Raw genomic sequence first — 19871 nt, forward strand, 5'->3', positions numbered from 1 at the left:
TTTTTCACACCGCCACCACGTTTTCAAACGCGGTACGTATTCAGAGCTGGTCTTGAGAGCTGGTCTTGAGAGCTTAAGCAACAGGAAGTGGAGCACTATGGGCAAGTCACTGGTCATCGTCGAGTCGCCTGCCAAAGCGAAGACGATCAATAAGTATCTCGGCGACGATTTCATCGTCAAGTCGAGCGTGGGCCATATACGTGACCTGCCGACCAGCGGCTCGGGTAAGGCCGCCTCGGATCCCAAGGAGCGCGCGCGCCAGGCCGCGGCGACCCGCAAACTCTCGCCGGACGAGAAAGCGGTTTATAAAAAGCGTAAGGCGCACGACCAGCTTATTCGGCGCATGGGAATCGACCCGGACAACGGTTGGGCGGCGCAGTACGAAGTGCTGCCGGGTAAGGAAAAAGTCGTTGCCGAGCTCAAAAAGCTCGCCGAGAAGGCCGACGCCGTTTACCTTGCGACGGATTTGGACCGCGAAGGGGAGGCGATTGCCTGGCACCTGCGCGAGACCATCGGCGGTGACGATGCCCGCTATAAGCGCGTGGTGTTCAACGAGATCACCAAAAACGCCATTCAGGACGCCTTCAAGGCGCCGGGGGCGCTGAATATCCCTCGCGTGGAAGCGCAGCAGGCGCGGCGTTTTCTCGACCGGGTGGTGGGCTTTATGCTTTCACCGCTGCTGTGGGCGAAAATCGCCCGCGGGCTTTCCGCCGGACGGGTGCAGTCCGTGGCGGTGCGTCTGATCGTCGAGCGCGAGCGCGATATCCGGGCGTTCATTCCCGAAGAATTTTGGGACGTTCACGCCGACCTGGTCTCCCCGGACGGCGAGGGGGTGCGCTTTGCGCTTGCCCGTCAGGACGGCCAGGCGTTTCGCCCCACCTCGGAAGACGAAACGCTGTCGCGGATCGCGGCGCTGCGCGATGCATCGCTTTCGATCACCAACCGCGAAGACAAACCGACCAGCTCCAAGCCTTCGGCGCCGTTCATTACCTCTACGCTGCAGCAGGCGGCGAGCGGCCGGCTGGGCTTTTCGGTGAAAAAGACCATGACCATGGCCCAGCGTCTTTATGAAGCGGGCTATATCACCTACATGCGTACCGACTCCACCAACCTCTCGAAGGACGCGGTCGAGAGCGCCCGCGACTATATCTCGAGTGAATTCGGTAAGGCGTACCTGCCAGAGGCGCCGGTGCGCTATTCGAGCAAGGAGAGCGCTCAGGAGGCCCACGAGGCGATCCGCCCGTCCAGCGTCGAGCGTAAAGCGAGCGACCTGGCCGGTATGGAGCGCGACGCCGAGCGCCTTTACGAGCTTATCTGGCGCCAGTTTTTGGCCTGCCAAATGGTACCCGCGGAGTATCTCTCTAGTACGCTGAGCGTGGAGGTGGGCGGCTATGACCTGCGCGCCAAAGGGCGCGTGCTGAAGTTCGACGGTTATACCCGGGTCATCAAACCCGCCGGCAAGAACGACGATCAGCGCCTGCCGGACCTGCCCGTCGGTACCGCAATGACCCTCGAGCAGCTCGATCCGCAGCAGCACTTCACCAAGCCGCCGGCCCGCTATACCGAAGCGAGCCTGGTCAAGGAGCTCGAGAAGCAGGGCATTGGGCGCCCCTCGACCTACGCGGCGATCATCTCGACCATTCAGGATCGCGGCTACGTCAAACTCGAAAGCCGGCGCTTCTACGCCGAGAAGCTCGGCGACATCGTCACCGAGCGTCTCAAAGAGTCGTTCCCGGATTTGATGGACTACTCCTTCACCGCGCGGATGGAGGATAGCCTGGACGAAGTCGCCGACGGCGAGCGCAACTGGCAGGCGCTGCTGGATAGCTTCTACGGCGAATTTCGCGAAGAACTGGGCAAGGCCGAAAGCGACGAGGGCATGCGCCCCAATCAGCCCGTGCCGACCAATATCGAATGCCCGGCCTGCGGGCGTGACATGCAGATTCGTACCGCCTCGACCGGGGTGTTTTTGGGCTGCAGTGGTTATAACCTGCCGCCCAAGGAGCGCTGCAAGACGACCATCGACCTGATTCCCGGCGACGAGGTGGTCGCCGACGACGCCGGCGAAGAGGCGGAAACCGACGCGCTGCGTGCCAAGCGCCGCTGCGACAAGTGCGGTACGGCGATGGACAGTTACCTGATCGATGAGACGCGCAAGCTGCATATCTGCGGCGAAAGCCCGGACTGCACCGGCTTTGCGGTCGAGCAAGGCAAGTTCAAGATCAAGGGCTACGAAGGTCCGGTCATCGAGTGCGACAAGTGCGGCAGTGAGATGCAGCTCAAGTCCGGGCGTTTCGGCAAGTACTTCGGCTGTACCAACAGCGACTGCAGCAATACCCGCAAGCTTTTGAAAAGTGGCGAGGTGGCGCCGCCGAAAATGGACCCGATCCCGATGCCGGAGCTCGCCTGCCAAAAGGTGGAGGACCACTACGTGCTGCGCGATGGGGCGAGCGGGCTGTTTTTAGCCGCCAGCAAGTTCCCCAAAAACCGCGAAACGCGCCCGCCTCTGGTCAAGGAGTTAAAAGCGCACAAGGACGAGCTGCCGGAGAAGTACCACTTCATTCTCAAGGCGCCAAGCGAAGACCCGGATGGCCGTCCCGCGCAGATCCGCTACTCGCGCAAAAATAAAGAGCAGTACGTCATGACCGACGAAGGCGGTAAGGCGACCGGCTGGAAGGCGACTTTCGAGGCCGGCAAGTGGCACGTGGAGGACAAGCGCAAGTGAGTGCCCGCACCCGCACCAATCAGCTCCTTTACCAGACCGAGCTTTTGATCGAGACGCCGGTAGCGGCGGGGGAGCAGGCCATTGTCCGTCAGATGGCCATCGAAGAGGGCGCGCTTGCCCTGTTCGAGCTCGCCCTGAATTCCTTTCTGGCCGAGGTGACCGAGCACGCGCGTTTGGATACGCGCCGTTGGCAGACGCTGCTGGCCGCCGACGGACCCCAGGTCGCCGAGCTGACCCGGCTTCGCGATTTGGCGGCCCAGCCCGATAGCTGGCTTCACTGGCTGATCAGCCAGCTCATGAAGCTCCAAAGCGACGAGGGCGCCGCCAGGCGCCCGGTAAGCAACCCGTCGATGATTGCCCTTGATGGGGAGGTATCGCTTGCGCGCGCACTGCATGCCAATGTACAGGCGGCCAAACGGGAAATGGCCGGGCTGCGCGAAACCAGCCAGGAGTGGTAGCGTCTCAAGATACCCACAACGGGAACTCTGTTTTGGCCAGGTGCTCTGAAAAGACGTTAACCGAGTGGTGACTACTCGGGTCTATGGTCGAGGAGAAACGATGCAAACGCGCTATAACCAGGTAAAGGATCTACTAACGTGGGCCCAGGATTTTCACGGGCGTATGGCCAAGCAGTACAGCGACGGCGCCGCCCGCACTGATAACGAGCGCCTTGCCATGGCGTTGACCTATCTGGCCTCCCGCGAGGTCAAAATGCGCAGCGGGCTCGAGGCCATTTTTCACGATGGAAGTGATCACCGTGAAGTCCTCGAGCTCTGGTTCGATGAGACGAGTGATTTCCCGCGTCCGCCCAAGCTCGAGGCGCTTTACGAGCGCGGCTTCGCCGCTTCCATCGATGAAGCCATCGAAACCGCCTCCGAAGCCCATGAGCTTCTTCGCGCACTTTACGAGCATCGCGCCGAGTGCGCGAAGATCGAGCCGGAGGAGGCATTTTTCAACTCGCTGGCCCAGGGGCATGAAGCCGAAGTGCGTAAACTGGTCACCAGCATGCGTGAGTTCGAGGATATCTAGCGCCTCTTCGTTTGAAGCAACGGCGCAAGCGATGGCTTTTTAACGCTCGGGCGCTGACACAGGGCGTGGCAATAAGGTATAAACGTTCCAGGCTATTCATACCCGTTGGTCGGTTGCCCCGGCCTGTACCGAGAGCTGCCCCATGTCTGTAAACCGCCGCCGCTTTTTAGCACTTGCCATGGGCTTGCCTGCCGTGGCCAGCGCTAACGTCTCCGCGCCTGCCAGCACTCTTCCCTCAAGCGACATCATCGAGACGCTTTTGAATCGGGCGGCGGTGCCGCGCCACAGTACCGAGCTCTGGGTGCTGATCGACGATAAAGAGGGGGTGCTGAGCATTTTTCGCGGAAGCGCCCTGATCGAGCGTTTTACGCCGATCTCGCGGGGGACCGGCGGCGCGAGAACTCAGCGCGTGCGGGGCGACAGCACCACGCCACTGGGCGAGTTCCGGGTTTATCGTTTTAATCACGAAAGCCGCTGGCGCATCTTCATCGGAATCGATTATCCTACGCCCCCGCATGCTCGCATGGCGCTGGAGCAGGGTATTTACTCCCAGGCCGATTACGAGGCCTATTTCGATGAATACCGCCGCTACGGCTACCCACCGCAAAACACCGCGCTTGGGGGGGCTATCGGGATACACGGTATCGGGTCGTCCGACCCGCAGATTCACGGGCGGTTTCACTGGACCCAAGGGTGCATTGCAGTAAACAACGAGCAAATTGAGCGCATTGCGTCGCTCGTAGATGTTGGCACCCGCGTCGTGATCCGCTAATATGGGCGTAGTCCCTAAGGAAGTTCGAGGTTTTAAAGAGGTGGCTATAGACAAGCGTTGTGGACTAATATAAAACAGCGTTTGACTTCGGCAACATGACATAAGTTATTGGCGCCAGTCACCGAAATGAACCTGCATCGCAGGTAGACAAAATTAAGCTTACCTTCTAGCCTTATTTTTTGTCATACCTTCAACGTAGTACCCAAGGAAGACTCAAGGAGAACATTATGACTCTTAAGACTGCTCTGAAAATGACCGCTGCTGCTGCTTCTCTGGCCGTTCTGGCTGGTTGTGCCTCTACCAGCGCTCTGGAAGAAGTTCGCATGACTGCCGAGTCCGCCCAGGCTGACGCTGCAGAAGCTCGCAGCATGGCTTCACAAGCTCTGAACACTGCTAACCAGGCTCAGCGCGACGCGCAAGCTGCCCTGCAGATGACCGAGCAGAACCGTGAAGAAATGAGCCGTCAGTTCCAGCGCTCCATGCAGAAGTAATTCTGCATGGACCACTGAGCAGCTTTTAGGCTCAGCGGTCTGCGTAAGATGTAAAAAAACCCCGCCTCGTGCGGGGTTTTTTATTGCCTGCCGTTTGGCGCCTGGTGTCGACCGAGCGGGTACGAAAAAGGCTACCGCTCGTCAAAGCGATAGCCTCTTTGGGCCTCGAGCGGCCAGGCTTGCCTTTATCGCGTGCGATTAAGCGTCGCTGTCGCGCTCACTGATGGCGCTAAGCTCTACTTCCTCGAACAGCCCGCTGCGCTGGGAAGGTGCCTGCTCGGCGGGGGATTCGGCTTCCGGTGCCGGCGCCTGCGGGCCATACAGCGCGACGAAGCGCCCGTTGGGGGACTCGACCGCGCGCTTGACCTGGGCATAGTCGACCTGGACGTCGTCCTCGGTGAGCGACTCGACGCGCTCGATGGCGTTCAAAAGCGGCTCGAAATCACCCACGTTCTCTTCAAGCTGCGGGTAAGACTGCACGAACAGCGTGCCATCGGCGCCCCAGCCTGCCTTGAACGGTGCGTCCATCAGGTTGACCTGGGTACCGCTGGGTACGCGCTCGTAAAGCGACTCGATATCTTCCGGGTACATGCGAATGCAGCCGCGGCTGGCGCGCATACCGACGCCTTCCGGGCGGTTGGTGCCGTGAATCAGGTAGCTGGGCATGGCCAACAAAATGGCGTGACGGCCAAGCGGGTTGTCCGGGCCTGCCGGTACGACCGACGGCGCGGGCTCGCCACGCGCGGCGGCTTCGGCCCGCATGGAAGAGGGCGGCGACCAGGCCGGGTCTTTTACCTTCACCGTGGTACGCGTCATGCCCACCGGCGTTGCGAACTCTTCGCGGCCTACGCTGACCGGATAGGTTTCGACGACGCCCGGGTTATCCGCCGGGTAGTAGTAAAGGCGCAGTTCCGAAAGGTTCACCACGACGCCTTCCCGCGGGGCCGGGGGAAGAATGTACTGGGCGGGAATGATCACTTCGGTGCCTTCGCCGGGTACCCAGAGACTTACGTCCGGGTTGGCCATGCGAATCTCTTCGTAGCCGATATTATGGCGTCTGGCGATATCGAGCAGCGTCTCTTCCGGGTCCTGCACCGTTACGGTGTAGTACTGGCCAACGATGTCGCCTTCTTCCGGCAAGCGAAAATGCCCGCGGGGTAGTTCGCGCTGTGCCGACACCTGGTCTGCGCTGGCAAGCGCATCGCTTTCAAGCGTGGGTGTGGCAATGGGGGCCTGGTCGTCGGTCTGCTGAGCAAGGACCGGGCCGTTCAGGCTGGCAGCTAACAGTACCGCCAGGCTGGTGGGGCCCCAAAGTTTATAAGTACGTCGTGTCGTCATGGTCGTTCCTGATGAGTTGTTCCACCGCGAGGTCGGGTTTCGATGCGAACCAATCCGTTGGTATATACGGCTTAGGTCTAGTTTGCCCCAAGCGTTACGCCGCCGCTACTTTTTGATTGAGAAGCCCCAGCAGGTTTTCAACGGCTTCAAAACGCTGCTCGGTTTTTTCCATTTCGAATTCAAACCTTAACGTGTCCGATCCGTCCAAACGGTAGCGTTCCGGCGAGGTCTGAATCAGTTTTACCAGCGTCAGCGGGTCGACCTGGGTGTCGTTGGTAAAGAGTACGCGTCCGCGGCTTTCACCGGCTTCGATACGCGCGATCCCCAGGGGCTCGGCTCGGTGGCGCAATTGGGTTTGGCGTATCAGGTTTTTGAGCGCATCCGGCAGCAGGCCAAAGCGGTCGATGAGTTCTACCTGAAGTTCCTTGAGCTCGCTGTCACTTTGCGTATTGGCAATGCGCTTATACATCACCAGGCGCTGCTGTACATCATGAATATAGTCGTTGGGGATCAAAGCGGGTAGGTTCAGGCTGATTTCGAGCCCGCTATTGAACGGCGCATCGATATTAGGCGTTTTACCGGCCCGAATGGCCTTCACCGCCCGGTCGAGCATTTCCATATAGAGCGAATAGCCGATCGTCTCCATCTGCCCGCTTTGTTCGTCGCCCAAAAGCTCGCCGGCCCCGCGGATTTCCATGTCGTGGCTGGCAAGCGTGAAGCCGGCGCCCAAATCGTCCGAGGCGCTGATGGCTTCCAGGCGTTTGACCGCATCGCGGGTCATTGCCTTGGGCGGCGGGGTCAGTAAGTATGCGTAGGCCTGGTGGTGGCTACGCCCCACGCGCCCGCGCAACTGGTGCAGCTGGGCCAGGCCGAACTTATCCGCCCGCTCGATCAAAATCGTGTTGGCGCTGGGCACGTCGATCCCGGTTTCGATGATCGTCGAGCAGACCAGTACGTTGAAGCGCCGGTGGTAAAAATCCGACATGACCCGCTCGAGGCTTCTTTCCGGCAGTTGGCCGTGGGCCACGCCTACGCGGGCCTCGGGGACGAGCTCGCGGATTTGCTCGGCGGTATTTTCGATGGTTTTGACTTCGTTGTGCAAAACGTAAACCTGGCCGCCGCGCAGAATCTCGCGCAGGAGGGCTTCCTTGATCAGGCTTTCGTTGCGCTGTTGAACGAAGGTCTTGACCGATAGCCGCCGGGCCGGGGGCGTGGCGATGATCGAAAGATCGCGAATGCCGCTCATCGCCATATTGAGTGTGCGGGGAATCGGCGTGGCGGTAAGCGTCAAAATGTCGATCTCGGCGCGCAGGGTTTTGAGCTTCTCCTTTTGCGCCACGCCGAAGCGGTGCTCCTCGTCGATGATCAGAAGGCCCATTTTGGGTAGCTCGACGCTCTTGGAGAGCAGCTTGTGCGTGCCGATGACGATATCCGATTGCCCCTCCTTGATGCTTTCGAGGGTTTTGGTCATCTCCTTGCCGCCGGTAAAGCGCGAAATCAGGCTGATATTGACCGCGGTGTCGGCGAAGCGGTCGCGAAAGTTCTCGAAGTGCTGGCGGGCGAGCAGGGTGGTGGGCACCAGCACCACGACCTGGCGGCCGGACTGCACCGCCAAAAACGCCGCGCGCATCGCGACTTCGGTCTTGCCAAAGCCGACATCGCCGCACACGACGCGGTCCATCGGCTGTGGCGAAATCATGTCGCCGATCACCGCTTCGATGGCGTTTTTCTGATCCGGTGTTTCCTCGAAAGGGAAGCTGGCCGCAAAGCGGCTATATTCTTCGTCCGGCGTTTCGTACACCGTGCCCTGCTGGGCTTCGCGGCGAGCGTAGATATCCAGAAGCTCGGCGGCGGTATCGCGAATTTTCTCGGCGGCCTTGCGCCGCGCTTTCTCCCACTGGTCCGAGCCGAGCTTGTGAAGTGGCGCGTGCTCGTCGTCGGCGCCGTTATAGCGCGAAATGAGGTGCAGGCTATCCACCGGCACGTAGAGCTTGGCCCCGCCGTCATATTCGAGTGCTAAAAACTCGTTGGCCTGGCCGCCGGCTTCCAGCGCCTCGAGCCCCAGGTAGCGGCCTACACCGTGGGCCTGGTGGACCACCGGCGCGCCTTCCTTGAGCTCGGAGAGATGGCGCACCGCCAGCTCGTTGTCGTCGGTGGCTTTCTCCTGGCGGCGGCTTTGACGTACCACGTCGCCGAAGAGTTCGGTTTCGCTGATCACCGCCACGTTGGGCTCGGTCAGCCAAAGGCCGCTACCGACCTGACTTTCGGTAATCGCCGCGCGCTCGCCGCCCTGCAAAAAGGCGCTGAAGCTCTCTACGTGGGGCAGTTTCAAATGAAGCGGTGCCAGCAATTCCTCGAGCGCCTCGCGGCGTCCGCGGGACTCTGCCACGAACAGTACGCGGGTGTCCGGGTGCTGCTCGAGAAACTCCAGCAGGCTGGCGAATGGCTCTTTCGCCCGGGCGTTGACGGCAAGCGTAGGCAGCTCGTGCGCCTTGGGGGTGTGCGCATGGCGGTTGGCGTCTTCTTCGCTAACCAGTTCCAGGCGCGGGCGCTCTTTGATCGCCGAGAATATCTCGTTGACCGGGATGAAGGCGCGGTGGGGCGGCAATAGTGGCCGAGTCGGGTCGACCCCCAGGTTTTCAAAGCGCGACTCGATCGAGCGCCAATGTTGCTCGGCGGCCTCGAACACACCAGGCAGTAGTGCGACCCGTGTGTCGGGGGTGACGTGTTCGAAAAGCGAGGCCGTCTCGTCGAAAAACAGCGGCAAATACTGCTCGAGCCCCGGCGAGGGGATCGCCTTGAGCGCATCGTTATAAAGCGCGCACTGGCGCGGGTCGACGTCGAACAGCGTTTCGAACTGCTCGCGAAAGCAGGCGATGGCGCTGCGGCTTAGCGAATATTCGTGAGCGGGCAGCAGCTCGATTTTGTCGACTTTGTCGGTGGAGCGCTGATTGGCCGGATCGAAGTGGCGCAGGGTGTCGATCTCGTCGTCGAACAGGTCGATACGAATCGGCTCATCCATGCCCATGGCAAACAGGTCGATCAGCGCACCGCGCATGGCGTATTCGCCGGGTTCGTACACCGTTTCGACCGCCCGGTAACCGGCACGGGAGAGCGATTCGCGAAAGCTTTCGCGCTCAAGCGTCGTGCCGGCCTCGAGGGTCATGACGCGTCCGGCGATGTAATCCACCGGCGGCAGGCGCTGCATGAGCGTATTGATCGGTACCAGCACGATGCCCTTGACGCCGTCCTGGAGTAACTTGAGCGTGCGCAAACGGGCGGAGACGATATCCTGGTGCGGCGAGAAGCTGTCGTAGGGCAGCGTTTCCCAGTCGGGAAAAGGCAGTACCGGCACCTGGCTATAAAACGCCAGGTCCTGTTCCAGGCGCTGGGCGCTGGCCGTACTGGGGGTCACCACCAGTAAGGGGGCCGCATTGGCTATTTGGGCAAGCGCAAGCGCCGTCGCACTGCCCGGCGGCGCCGTCAGATAGAGCGTGTCGCGTGCCCCTTGGGGGCTGGGTGGGTCGAGCAGAGAAAAAGAGGGCATAGTCAGAGTATCTTGCGCTTGAACAAAGGAGCAATCATACACCATCCGCCGCACCAGTTAGAGAGCTGTGCCCAACCCTGTTTTGCGCGTGTAGTCAAATGGGCATTTGTGTAATACCCCTACACGGCGTGCGACTATCCTTTGATTGCGGCCTTATCGTAACCCCCGGATAATACGCGCAGATTACCTCGCACCATGTTTTCCATCCATCAAGTAAAACCATGCAAAGGGGCCGCACGTGAGTCAGTCAACGCTCGAGAACGTTTTTCAACAGTGGCAAGGCGACGAAGCGCTTGCCGAGCAGATGATTCCGCTGGTCGGTGTGCTTTATCGTCAGAACAACGTGGTGGCCACCATGTTCGGGCGCTCGCTGATCAAACGCTCGGTCATCCGCATTCTGAAAGATCACCGTTTCGTGCGCAAAATCGAAGGCACCGAGCTTTCGGTCCGGGACACCTTTCCGATCGTGAAAGCGATGGCCACGTTGAACCTGGCCCCGGCGCACGTGGATATCGGCAAACTCGCGGTCGCCTTCAAACATCAGGGCGGCGATGATCTCGACGGTTTTCTAAAACGCGAGCTTGGCGAGATCATCGACGGCTATGAGCCGGGCGCAAGCACCGGTGAGCCCAAGGACGTGGTGCTTTACGGTTTTGGGCGTATCGGCCGCCTGCTGGCCCGCGTGCTGGTGGAAAAAGCCGGTGGCGGCAATCTGTTGCGGCTACGCGCTATCGTGGTGCGCGGGCGTGGCGATATCGCCAAGGACCTGGAGAAACGCGCAAGCCTTCTACGCCGCGACTCGGTTCATGGCCCCTTCGATGGCTCGATCTCCATCGACACCGAGGCGCGCACGCTCACGGTCAACGGCAACGTGGTGCAGGTCATCTACGCCGACTCGCCCAGTGAGGTCGACTACACCCACTACGGCATCCATAACGCCGTGGTAGTGGATAACACCGGTATCTGGCGCGACGAAGCCGGCCTTGGCCAGCATCTCGAGTGCAAGGGGGCGGCGAAGGCGCTTTTGACCGCGCCGGGCAAAGGCGATATCAAAAATATCGTTTATGGCATCAATCACGAGGCAATCGGTGAAAACGATCGTATCGTCTCGGCGGCGTCGTGTACCACCAACGCGATCGTCCCTGTACTCAAGGCACTTAACGACGAGTATGGCGTCAAGACCGGCCACGTCGAAACCGTGCACGCCTACACCAACGATCAAAACCTGATCGACAACTACCATAAGGGCGACCGGCGCGGGCGAAGTGCGGCGCTCAATATGGTGCTGACGGAAACCGGCGCGGCAAAGGCGGTGACCAAGGCGCTGCCGGAGCTCGACGGCAAGCTGACCGGCAACGCCATTCGCGTGCCGACCCCCAACGTCTCGATGGCGATCTTGAATCTGACGCTGGAAAAAGAGACCGACGTCGCCGCGCTCAATGACTACCTGCGCCGCATGTCGATCGATTCCCGCTACCAAAAACAGATCGACTTCGTGGATTCGCCGGAAGTGGTCTCCTCGGATTTCGTCGGCAACCGCCATGCGGGCATCGTCGATGCCAAGGCAACGATTGCCAATGGTCACCACGCGGTGGTCTACCTGTGGTACGACAACGAGTTCGGCTACAGCTGCCAGGTGATTCGCATTTTGCAGCACATGTCTAACGTTGCGTTTTTGAAGCTGCCAAGCGCCTGAAGGCGCGTTTCGCGGGCACTCGACGCCTCGTTCAGCCAACGCCACCGCAAGGTGGCGTTTTTTTATGTCGTTAAATAAAGCGAAAAGTATATGTATATAGCACTTTAGGAGACGGTCGGGGTTGTGGTCATTGGCCGCGCTTATCTTTATAATACGGTAGATTTTTCGGGGTGGTTCAAGCGTGCTTGGGCCTGACTGGTAACAATCTGCAGAGCAAATAACAATTCATCCAGCAGAAAATAAGCATTCGAACCCCTACCTTCGTATATCCGATCCATCAACTGGGCGAGACTATGATCGAAGTCAAAAAAGGCCTGGATCTTCCCATCACGGGAGCGCCTGAGGCGCGTATCGACGATGCGCGGCCTGTGCGCCATGTGGCAATTCTGGGGACTGACTACGTTGGCATGAAGCCAACCATGGAAGTTCAGGAAGGGGACAAGGTCAAACTGGGCCAGCTACTTTTCACCGACAAGAAAACGGAAGGCGTGCGTTTTACAGCGCCGGCCGGCGGTGAGGTAGTCGCTATTAACCGTGGCGAAAAACGACGTTTACTTTCCGTCGTCATTAAAGTCGATGAGAATGAAGAAGCCATGGCGTTTGCCTCTCACGAGCGCGACGCATTGGCAACGCTTGACCGTCAGATGGTCGTCGACCAGTTGGTGGAGACCGGCCTTTGGACCGCGCTGCGGACCCGGCCCTTCTCGCGCACACCGGCGCTGGATAGCACGCCTTCCGATATCTTCGTCACCGCCGTGGATACCCATCCGCTCAGCGCTGACCCTGCTCAGATCATCAACGAAAATTCCCAGGCATTCGAAGACGGCCTCAAGGTGCTAACCCGCCTGACCGAGGGCAACGTTTTTCTGTGCACGGGTGAAAATGCCTCTATCCCCGGTGGGGATGTCAGCGGCGTCAAGAGCGAAAGCTTCAAGGGGCCGCACCCGGCGGGGCTGGTCGGCACGCATATTCACTACCTTTCGCCGGTCGCCCTGCATAAAAGCGTGTGGCATATCGGCTATCAGGACGTGATCGCTTTCGGCAAGCTATTCGTGGAAGGCAAGCTCGACGTCACGCGTATCGTCGCACTCGGCGGCCCGCGGGCCGAGAAGCCGCGCCTGCTGCGTACCCGCATTGGCGCCAGCACCGACGAGCTCTTCGAGGGCGAAGTGATCGAGCCGCACGGCACCCGCGTCATTTCCGGTTCGGTGTTTTCAGGCTTTTCCGCCGAAGGCAAACTGACCTATCTTGGCCGCTTTCACAACCAGGTCAGCCTGTTGGAAGAGGGTAACAAGCGCACCTTCCTGGGCTGGCTCTCGCCGGGGAAAAACCGCCATTCGGTCATGGGTATCTACCTTTCCGGGTTCAAGGGATTGAATAACTTTGCGCCGACCACCTCCACTAATGGCTCCGAGCGGGCGATGGTGCCGGTGGGCAACTATGAGCGGGTTATGCCGCTGGATGTGATGCCGACGCAGCTACTGCGTTCGCTGATCGTGGGAGATATCGAGTCTGCCATGGACCTGGGGTGCCTGGAGCTGGATGAAGAAGATCTAGCGCTTTGCACCTACGCTTGTCCTGGCAAGTACGAGTACGGCCCCATCCTGCGTGACAATCTCACCATGATCGAGAAAGAGGCCTGATATGGGTATTCGACAAACGCTCGACACGCTCGAGCCGCACTTCCACAAGGGCGGCAAATACGAGAAGTTCTACCCGCTCTACGAGGCGGTCGACACGATCTTTTACTCGCCCCCCAGCGTTGCCAAAACCACTGCCCACATTCGCGACGGTATCGATCTCAAGCGGATGATGATCACCGTATGGCTTTGCACCTTCCCGGCGATGTTCTTTGGCATGTGGAACGCCGGCTGGCAGACCAACGTGGCGGTCGATTCGGGCTACGCGGCCCTCGAAGGCTGGCGTGAAACGCTGTTTTTGCTGATGTCAGCGGGTCACGACCCCGGTAGCCTGTGGTCCAACTTCGCGCTCGGCGCGGTGTACTTCCTGCCGATCTACCTGGTCACCTTCGCCGTGGGCGGGTTCTGGGAAGTGCTGTTCGCCATCAAGCGGGGCCACGAGGTCAATGAAGGCTTCTTCGTAACCTCGGTGCTCTATGCGCTGATCCTGCCGGCGACCATTCCGCTTTGGCAGGTGGCATTGGGCATTACCTTCGGTGTAGTGATCGGTAAAGAGATCTTCGGGGGTACCGGCAAGAACTTCCTGAATCCGGCGCTGACCGGCCGGGCGTTTTTGTACTTTGCCTACCCGGCGCAAATCTCCGGCGACGCCGTCTGGGTGGCCGCGGATGGCTACACCGGCGCAACGGCGCTGTCCGTCGCTTTCCAGGACGGCATGGATACACTCGCCAACACCTTTAGCTGGACGGATGCTTTCTTCGGTTTCGTGCCAGGCTCGGTGGGTGAAGTGTCGACGCTTGCTATACTGGTGGGCGCGGCGGTGCTGCTTTGGACGCGTATCGCTTCCTGGCGGATCATGCTCGGGGTCTTCCTGGGTATGGTGGCGACCAGTGCGCTGTTCAATCTGATCGGCTCCGAGACCAACCCGATGTTTGCGATGCCCTGGTACTGGCACCTGGTGATCGGCGGCTTTGCCTTCGGTATGGTGTTCATGGCCACCGACCCGGTATCCGCGTCGATGACCAACCAGGGGCGTCTGGTCTTTGGTGCATTGATCGGTGTGATGACCGTATTGATCCGCGTGGTGAACCCGGCTTTCCCGGAAGGCATCATGCTGGCGATACTGTTTGCGAACCTGTTTGCGCCCTTGATTGACTACTTCTTCGTCCAGGCCAATATCAAACGCCGTACCAAGCGTATCGGCGCACCGGCCGAGGAGACTGCCTAATGGCACAAGGTAACAACTCCATCAAGAAAATTCTGATCGTAGCGTTCTCGCTATGTATCGTTTGCTCGGTGATTGTCTCTACCGCGGCCGTGGCGCTGCGCCCTGCGCAGCAGCTCAACCAGGAGCTCGACCGCAAGACCAATATTCTGAACGTGGCCAGGCTCTATGAGCCCGGCATGGATGTCGAGCAGGCGTTCAGCGAGCAGATCACCGGTCGCGTCGTCGAGCTTGAAACCGGCGACTATACCGATGAGTTCGATGCGGACGAGTACGATGGCTTCGAAGCGGCGCGGGACCCGGCGACCGGTCGTACGCTGTCTGGCGATCGCGACATCGCGGGTCTGTCCCGTGTCGAGAACTACTCGACCGTCTACCTGGTAGGCGACCCGGAAGACCCGGAACAGATCGTTCTGCCGATTCGCGGACAGGGTCTTTGGGGCCGTATGCGCGGCTTTCTGGCGGTAGAAGGTGACGGCAATACCATTGTCAGTATCACCTACTACGAGCACAGCGAAACGCCTGGGCTGGGTGGCGAAGTGAACAACCCGCGCTGGCAGGCTCAGTGGGAAGGTAAAGAGATCTACGATGAAGAGGGCGACCTCTCACCGGCGATTCACCTGACCAAGGGCGGCGCCAGCAGCGAGTACGAGGTGGATGCACTTTCCGGTGCCACGCTTACCAGTAACGGCGTTACCAATATGCTCCAGTTCTGGCTCAGCGAGGAAGGCTTTGGGCCGTACCTGGCCAAGTTCCGGGGTGACACCGAGCCGGAAGACGCCGCAGACACCGACACCGACTTCAACGACGTTGAGGGGGCTTGATCATGGCGGATGTAAATGCAAAGGGCGTGTTGACCGCGCCCATATTCCAGAATAACCCCATTGCGCTACAAATTCTGGGGATCTGTTCGGCGCTGGCGGTAACCACCAGCATGGGTGTATCGCTGGTCATGGCGCTAGCGGTTATCTTCGTAACATCGTTTTCGAATCTGTTCGTATCATTGATACGTAACCACATTCCCTCGGCGATTCGTATCATCGTGCAGATGACCATCATCGCATCGTTGGTTATCGTGGTGGATCAGATTCTGAAAGCCTACGCCTACGAAATGTCCAAGCAGCTGTCGGTTTTCGTTGGCTTGATCATCACCAACTGTATCGTCATGGGCCGCGCCGAAGGCTTCGCCATGTCCAACTCGCCGGGCATGTCGTTTCTGGACGGTGTCGGTAACGGTTTGGGCTACGGTTTCGTACTGCTGGTCGTGGGTTTCTTCCGCGAACTTCTCGGCGCGGGCAGCTTGTTCGGTTACACCATTTTGCCGACCGTTCAGGATGGCGGCTGGTACATTACCAACGGCTTGCTGCTGCTGCCGCCTTCCGCGTTCTTCATCATCGGCCTTTTGATCTGGGTGCTGCGCTCGCTCAACCCGGAGCAGGTCGAAGAGAACGAGTTCAAGATGAAGGAAAACACCAAGCCGAAGGAGGCCGTGTAACATGGAACACTATTTAAGCCTTTTCGTTGCTTCGGTCTTTGTCGAGAACATGGCGCTGGCCTTCTTTTTGGGCATGTGTACGTTTTTGGCGGTGTCCAAAAAGGTTTCATCGGCCATCGGCTTGGGTATCGCGGTCATCGTGGTACTCACCGTCACGGTGCCGGTGAACAACCTGGTGTACACCTATCTGCTGCAGGAAGGTGCGCTGACCTGGACGGGCATCGATGGGGCTGAAAACATCGATCTATCGTTTTTGGGTCTGCTTTCTTACATCGGCGTTATTGCGGCACTCGTGCAGATCATGGAAATGTTCCTCGATAAGTACGTGCCGTCGCTTTACAACGCGCTGGGCGTTTTCCTGCCGCTGATTACCGTTAACTGCGCGATCCTGGGTGGCGTACTGTTCATGGTGGAGCGTAACTACAACTTTGGCGAAGCCGTGGTGTATGGCTTTGGTGCCGGTACGGGCTGGGCGCTGGCGATTGCCGCCCTGGCCGGTATCCGCGAGAAGCTAAAGTACAGCGACGTACCGGGTGGCTTGCAGGGCCTTGGCATCACGTTCATCACCGTTGGCTTGATGTCTCTGGGCTTTATGTCCTTTTCGGGCATTCAGCTTTAATCGGCCGGTTTTCTCGGCGGCGGTTCGTCGCCGAGGTAGAAAACCCTCAGCAATAGGAAACCGACATGGTTGATACATCTGTCATCTTGCTCGGTGTTGTCATGTTCACGGTCATCGTCATTAGTTTGACGGCGATCATTCTGGCAGCGCGCAGCAAGCTCGTGAGTAGCGGGGACGTGACGATCGAAGTCAATGACGACCCCGAGAACACCCTGACCACCCAGGCTGGCGGCAAGCTGTTGAACACCCTGGCGGCCAACGGTATTTTCCTTTCCTCCGCCTGTGGTGGCGGCGGCTCCTGCGCGCAGTGTAAATGCCGCGTAGAAGAGGGCGGCGGCTCGATTCTGCCGACCGAAGAGTCGCACTTCACCATGCGCGAGAAAAAGGAAGGCTGGCGTCTTTCTTGCCAGGTGCCCGTCAAGCAGGACATGAAGATCGAAGTGCCTGAAGAGGTATTCGGCGTCAAGAAATGGGAGTGCGAAGTCACCGCCAACCCCAACGTCGCGACCTTCATCAAGGAGCTCAACCTCAAGCTTCCTGAAGGCGAAGAAGTGGCCTTCCGCGCTGGTGGCTACGTGCAGCTCGTCGCACCGCCCTACGATATCAAGTTCTCGGACTTCGATATCGAAGAGGAGTACCGCGGTGATTGGGAAACCTTCAATTTGTTCGACGTTTCCCACAAGAACAACGAAGAAGTAATTCGCGCTTACTCCATGGCGAACTACCCGGAAGAGAAGGGGCTTCTCAAGTTCAACATCCGTATCGCCACGCCGCCGCCCAAGTCCGACCATCCGCCGGGCTTGATGTCGACCTACGTCTTCAGCTTGAAAGAGGGCGACAAGGTCGACGTAATGGGGCCCTTCGGTGAATTCTTCGCCAAGGATACCGATGCCGAGATGATCTTCGTCGGCGGTGGTGCGGGCATGGCGCCGATGCGCAGCCACATTTTCGATCAGCTCAAGCGTTTGAAAACCGATCGTAAGATCTCGTTCTGGTACGGTGCGCGCTCCTGGCGCGAGACGTTCTACAACGAAGATTACGATCAGCTGGCCGAAGAGTTTCCGAACTTCGAGTGGCACCTGGCGCTTTCCGACCCGCTCCCGGAAGATAACTGGGAAGGGGCGACCGGCTTTATCCATAACGTGCTCTATGAAGAGTACTTGAAGGATCACCCGGCGCCGGAGGATTGCGAGTACTACATGTGCGGTCCGCCCATGATGAACGCCTCCGTTATCAAGCTGTTGTTGGATATGGGCGTCGAGCCTGAAAACATCATGCTGGATGACTTCGGCGGTTAAGGGTTTATCCCACGCTCAGCGGGGCTAGCTTGATGCTAGCCCCGTTCGTTTTACCCCATGGCCGTACTGCCTGATTATATCGCCCGCTCCAGGGTATAATGACCAAGGTATAATGACGCAGTACACCCATCAAAGCGGGTGTGTTAACCCGAATGACGGCACTTTCAGGGCCTATTGCTGTCCCGAGAAAGACAACGTCAGAGGAGGCTTATATGGCTATTTGGTTACTGGTTTTGGGTTTCATGGCGCTCATCATGACCGCCATGGCGGTAGGTGTCTTGATGGGGCGCAAGCCGATCGCCGGTTCCTGCGGCGGGCTCAATCAGATCGGCATGAAAGACGGCTGCGATATCTGCGGTGGTAAAGACAAGGTATGCGAAGAAGAGAACCGCAAGCGGGGCGGCGCGCGCCGGGTAAGCGATGAAAGCCGGGGTGCGGATCTCGGCTACAACGCTACCCGCCGTTAAGCGCCACGCCAGCGACGGTGTAAGTGAGGTAAGCGCGCGTACGTTTCGTACGCGCGATCATGGGATCGAGGAGACGCAGACGGTATGGCGGTTCATAATTACGATGTCGTAGTGATTGGTACGGGCCCGGCCGGCGAGAGCGCGGCCATCAACGCGGCCAAGAACGATCAGCGCGTGGCTATCATCGAAAAGCAACCCCAAGTGGGCGGCAACTGCACCCACTGGGGTACGATTCCCTCCAAGGCGCTGCGCCACCAGGTCAAGCAAATCCTGGCGTTCAATACCAACCGCATGTTTCGCGATATCGGCGAGCCCCGGATGTTCTCCTATCCCCGGGTCATGGAGCGCTCCCGCGATACCATCGACCAGCAGGTCGAGATGCGTACGACCTTTTACGCGCGTAACCGTATCGACCTGTTTCACGGCACCGCCCATTTCAAGGATGAGCACACGCTGCTGGTCCGCGACCGCCAGGAAGGCGTCGAGGAGCTGGTGGCTAAAAGAGTCGTCATTGCGACCGGGTCACGCCCCTATCGCCCCGGCGATATCGACTTCCGTCACCCGCGTATCTACTGCTCCGATACGATTTTGAGCATGGCGCACACTCCGCGCACGATGGTGATATTTGGCGCCGGCGTTATCGGCTGCGAGTATGCCTCGATTTTCTCCGGGCTGGGCATCAAGGTCGATTTGGTCAATAGCCGCGACAGTCTACTGTCGTTTCTCGATGACGAGATCAGCGACGCGCTCTCCTATCATCTGCGCAAGCACGGCGTGTTGATTCGCCATAACGAAGAGTACGACCGGGTAGAGGGCGATGAGTCCGGCGTGGTCGTCTACTTGAAATCCGGCAAGAAGATTCGCGCCGACGCCTTTTTGTGGGCAAACGGCCGCACCGGCAATACCGATACCCTGGGGCTCGAGAATATCGGCCTGAAGGCTAACGGCCGTGGCCAGCTAAGCGTGGACGACCACTACCGCACCGAGCTTCCCCATATTTACGCGGCGGGAGACGTCATCGGTTGGCCGAGCCTGGCCAGCGCCGCTTACGATCAGGGCCTGAACTCCTGTAACGAGCTGCTGGACAAGGACTACCGGTTCGTGACCGACATCCCGACCGGCATCTACACGATTCCCGAGATCAGCTCTTTTGGCCCCAACGAGCGCGAGCTGACCGAGGCGAAAGTGCCTTACGAGGTGGGCAAGGCGTTTTTCAAGGATACCGCTCGGGCGCAAATTACCGGCGATACGGTGGGCATGCTAAAAATTCTTTTCCATCAGGATACGCTGGAGATTCTCGGCATCCACTGCTTTGGCGACCAGGCGTCGGAAATTCTGCATATCGGCCAGGCCATCATGCAGCAAGAGGGCGAGGCCAATACGCTGCGCTATTTCGTGAGCACCACGTTCAACTACCCGACAATGGCCGAGGCCTACCGGGTAGCGGCGCAAAATGGCTTGAACCGCGTTTTCTAGGCGCAGGTTGCCATGCAAGCGAAAAAGGGCCCAACGGGCCCTTTTTTAATGCC

General features: G+C 59.3%; 16 protein-coding genes. 14 read left to right on the plus strand and 2 right to left on the minus strand.

Annotated features, from left to right (window positions below; translation table 11 throughout):
- Nucleotides 1-97 precede the first annotated feature (97 nt).
- From topA to ACWHXT_RS07200, 5 genes are all read left to right on the plus strand, one after another.
- Entirely contained in the window at nt 98-2725 is a 2628-nt protein-coding gene (topA, locus tag ACWHXT_RS07180; RefSeq protein ID WP_447957770.1) for a type I DNA topoisomerase, read from the plus strand.
- A complete protein-coding gene (locus ACWHXT_RS07185) occupies nt 2722-3183 on the plus strand; it encodes a DUF6586 family protein (protein WP_447895799.1) in 462 nt (153 codons plus the stop codon). Before topA ends, ACWHXT_RS07185 begins: the two co-directional genes overlap by 4 nt.
- Nucleotides 3184-3283: 100 nt before the next feature.
- Nucleotides 3284-3754, plus strand: coding sequence for a 2-hydroxyacyl-CoA dehydratase (locus ACWHXT_RS07190; RefSeq protein ID WP_447957771.1), 471 nt, complete (start codon nt 3284-3286; stop codon nt 3752-3754).
- 142 nt (nt 3755-3896) lie between these two features.
- Nucleotides 3897-4526: a L,D-transpeptidase family protein gene (locus ACWHXT_RS07195; RefSeq protein WP_447957772.1), complete on the plus strand. Its 630-nt coding sequence runs from the start codon at nt 3897-3899 to the stop codon at nt 4524-4526.
- 227 nt (nt 4527-4753) lie between these two features.
- Complete coding sequence (locus ACWHXT_RS07200; protein ID WP_447528524.1) at nt 4754-5017, plus strand: Lpp/OprI family alanine-zipper lipoprotein; 264 nt, start codon at nt 4754-4756, stop codon at nt 5015-5017.
- A 198-nt stretch (nt 5018-5215) separates the two neighbouring features.
- Here the strand turns inward: ACWHXT_RS07200 and ACWHXT_RS07205 are convergent, their stop codons facing one another.
- Both ACWHXT_RS07205 and mfd read right to left on the minus strand, forming a co-directional pair.
- A complete protein-coding gene (locus ACWHXT_RS07205; RefSeq protein WP_447957773.1) occupies nt 5216-6355 on the minus strand; it encodes a L,D-transpeptidase family protein in 1140 nt (379 codons plus the stop codon).
- Nucleotides 6356-6449: 94 nt separating this feature from the next.
- On the minus strand, nt 6450-9902 hold the full coding sequence (mfd, locus tag ACWHXT_RS07210) for a transcription-repair coupling factor (RefSeq protein WP_447957774.1): 3453 nt from the start codon (nt 9900-9902) through the stop codon (nt 6450-6452).
- A 238-nt stretch (nt 9903-10140) separates the two neighbouring features.
- Here mfd and ACWHXT_RS07215 point away from each other — a divergent pair, with 238 nt between their 5' ends.
- The 9 genes from ACWHXT_RS07215 to sthA all read left to right on the plus strand — a co-directional run bounded on the left by ACWHXT_RS07215 (nt 10141) and on the right by sthA (nt 19818).
- Complete coding sequence (locus ACWHXT_RS07215) at nt 10141-11598, plus strand: glyceraldehyde-3-phosphate dehydrogenase (RefSeq protein WP_447928804.1); 1458 nt, start codon at nt 10141-10143, stop codon at nt 11596-11598.
- 293 nt (nt 11599-11891) lie between these two features.
- The gene (locus ACWHXT_RS07220; protein WP_447928805.1) at nt 11892-13241 is read left to right on the plus strand and encodes a Na(+)-translocating NADH-quinone reductase subunit A; all 1350 of its coding nucleotides are present in this window, start codon (nt 11892-11894) and stop codon (nt 13239-13241) included.
- A 1-nt stretch (nt 13242) separates the two neighbouring features.
- Nucleotides 13243-14466, plus strand: coding sequence for an NADH:ubiquinone reductase (Na(+)-transporting) subunit B (locus tag ACWHXT_RS07225; RefSeq protein WP_447928806.1), 1224 nt, complete (start codon nt 13243-13245; stop codon nt 14464-14466).
- The gene (locus ACWHXT_RS07230; RefSeq protein ID WP_447928807.1) at nt 14466-15287 is read left to right on the plus strand and encodes a Na(+)-translocating NADH-quinone reductase subunit C; all 822 of its coding nucleotides are present in this window, start codon (nt 14466-14468) and stop codon (nt 15285-15287) included. Before ACWHXT_RS07225 ends, ACWHXT_RS07230 begins: the two co-directional genes overlap by 1 nt.
- Nucleotides 15288-15289: 2 nt before the next feature.
- Nucleotides 15290-15958, plus strand: a complete 669-nt coding sequence (locus ACWHXT_RS07235; RefSeq protein WP_447895806.1) for an NADH:ubiquinone reductase (Na(+)-transporting) subunit D — start codon at nt 15290-15292, stop codon at nt 15956-15958.
- A 1-nt stretch (nt 15959) separates the two neighbouring features.
- Nucleotides 15960-16577 (plus strand): NADH:ubiquinone reductase (Na(+)-transporting) subunit E, encoded by a 618-nt coding sequence (gene nqrE, locus ACWHXT_RS07240; protein WP_447528532.1) that lies wholly within the window; start codon nt 15960-15962, stop codon nt 16575-16577.
- Nucleotides 16578-16642: 65 nt separating this feature from the next.
- Nucleotides 16643-17875, plus strand: coding sequence for an NADH:ubiquinone reductase (Na(+)-transporting) subunit F (gene nqrF / locus ACWHXT_RS07245; protein ID WP_447928808.1), 1233 nt, complete (start codon nt 16643-16645; stop codon nt 17873-17875).
- A 212-nt stretch (nt 17876-18087) separates the two neighbouring features.
- Nucleotides 18088-18342, plus strand: a complete 255-nt coding sequence (gene nqrM / locus ACWHXT_RS07250) for a (Na+)-NQR maturation NqrM (RefSeq protein ID WP_447528534.1) — start codon at nt 18088-18090, stop codon at nt 18340-18342.
- A gap of 84 nt (nt 18343-18426) precedes the next feature.
- Nucleotides 18427-19818, plus strand: a complete 1392-nt coding sequence (gene sthA / locus ACWHXT_RS07255) for a Si-specific NAD(P)(+) transhydrogenase (RefSeq protein ID WP_447528535.1) — start codon at nt 18427-18429, stop codon at nt 19816-19818.
- The last annotated feature ends 53 nt before the right edge of the window (nt 19819-19871 follow it).

This window comes from Vreelandella halophytica (assembly GCF_968193635.1).

What these genes read in the sequence shown, in the direction of transcription:
- ACWHXT_RS07220 (WP_447928805.1), top strand. Translation starts at nt 11,892, where the DNA reads ATGATCGAAGTCAAAAAAGGCCTGGATCTTCCCATCACGGGAGCGCCT.
- mfd (WP_447957774.1), bottom strand. Translation starts at nt 9,902, where the DNA reads ATGCCCTCTTTTTCTCTGCTCGACCCACCCAGCCCCCAAGGGGCACGC.
- ACWHXT_RS07230 (WP_447928807.1), top strand. Translation starts at nt 14,466, where the DNA reads ATGGCACAAGGTAACAACTCCATCAAGAAAATTCTGATCGTAGCGTTC.
- ACWHXT_RS07195 (WP_447957772.1), top strand. Translation starts at nt 3,897, where the DNA reads ATGTCTGTAAACCGCCGCCGCTTTTTAGCACTTGCCATGGGCTTGCCT.
- sthA (WP_447528535.1), top strand. Translation starts at nt 18,427, where the DNA reads ATGGCGGTTCATAATTACGATGTCGTAGTGATTGGTACGGGCCCGGCC.
- ACWHXT_RS07190 (WP_447957771.1), top strand. Translation starts at nt 3,284, where the DNA reads ATGCAAACGCGCTATAACCAGGTAAAGGATCTACTAACGTGGGCCCAG.
- nqrM (WP_447528534.1), top strand. Translation starts at nt 18,088, where the DNA reads ATGGCTATTTGGTTACTGGTTTTGGGTTTCATGGCGCTCATCATGACC.
- topA (WP_447957770.1), top strand. Translation starts at nt 98, where the DNA reads ATGGGCAAGTCACTGGTCATCGTCGAGTCGCCTGCCAAAGCGAAGACG.
- ACWHXT_RS07205 (WP_447957773.1), bottom strand. Translation starts at nt 6,355, where the DNA reads ATGACGACACGACGTACTTATAAACTTTGGGGCCCCACCAGCCTGGCG.
- nqrF (WP_447928808.1), top strand. Translation starts at nt 16,643, where the DNA reads ATGGTTGATACATCTGTCATCTTGCTCGGTGTTGTCATGTTCACGGTC.
- ACWHXT_RS07200 (WP_447528524.1), top strand. Translation starts at nt 4,754, where the DNA reads ATGACTCTTAAGACTGCTCTGAAAATGACCGCTGCTGCTGCTTCTCTG.
- nqrE (WP_447528532.1), top strand. Translation starts at nt 15,960, where the DNA reads ATGGAACACTATTTAAGCCTTTTCGTTGCTTCGGTCTTTGTCGAGAAC.
- ACWHXT_RS07235 (WP_447895806.1), top strand. Translation starts at nt 15,290, where the DNA reads ATGGCGGATGTAAATGCAAAGGGCGTGTTGACCGCGCCCATATTCCAG.
- ACWHXT_RS07225 (WP_447928806.1), top strand. Translation starts at nt 13,243, where the DNA reads ATGGGTATTCGACAAACGCTCGACACGCTCGAGCCGCACTTCCACAAG.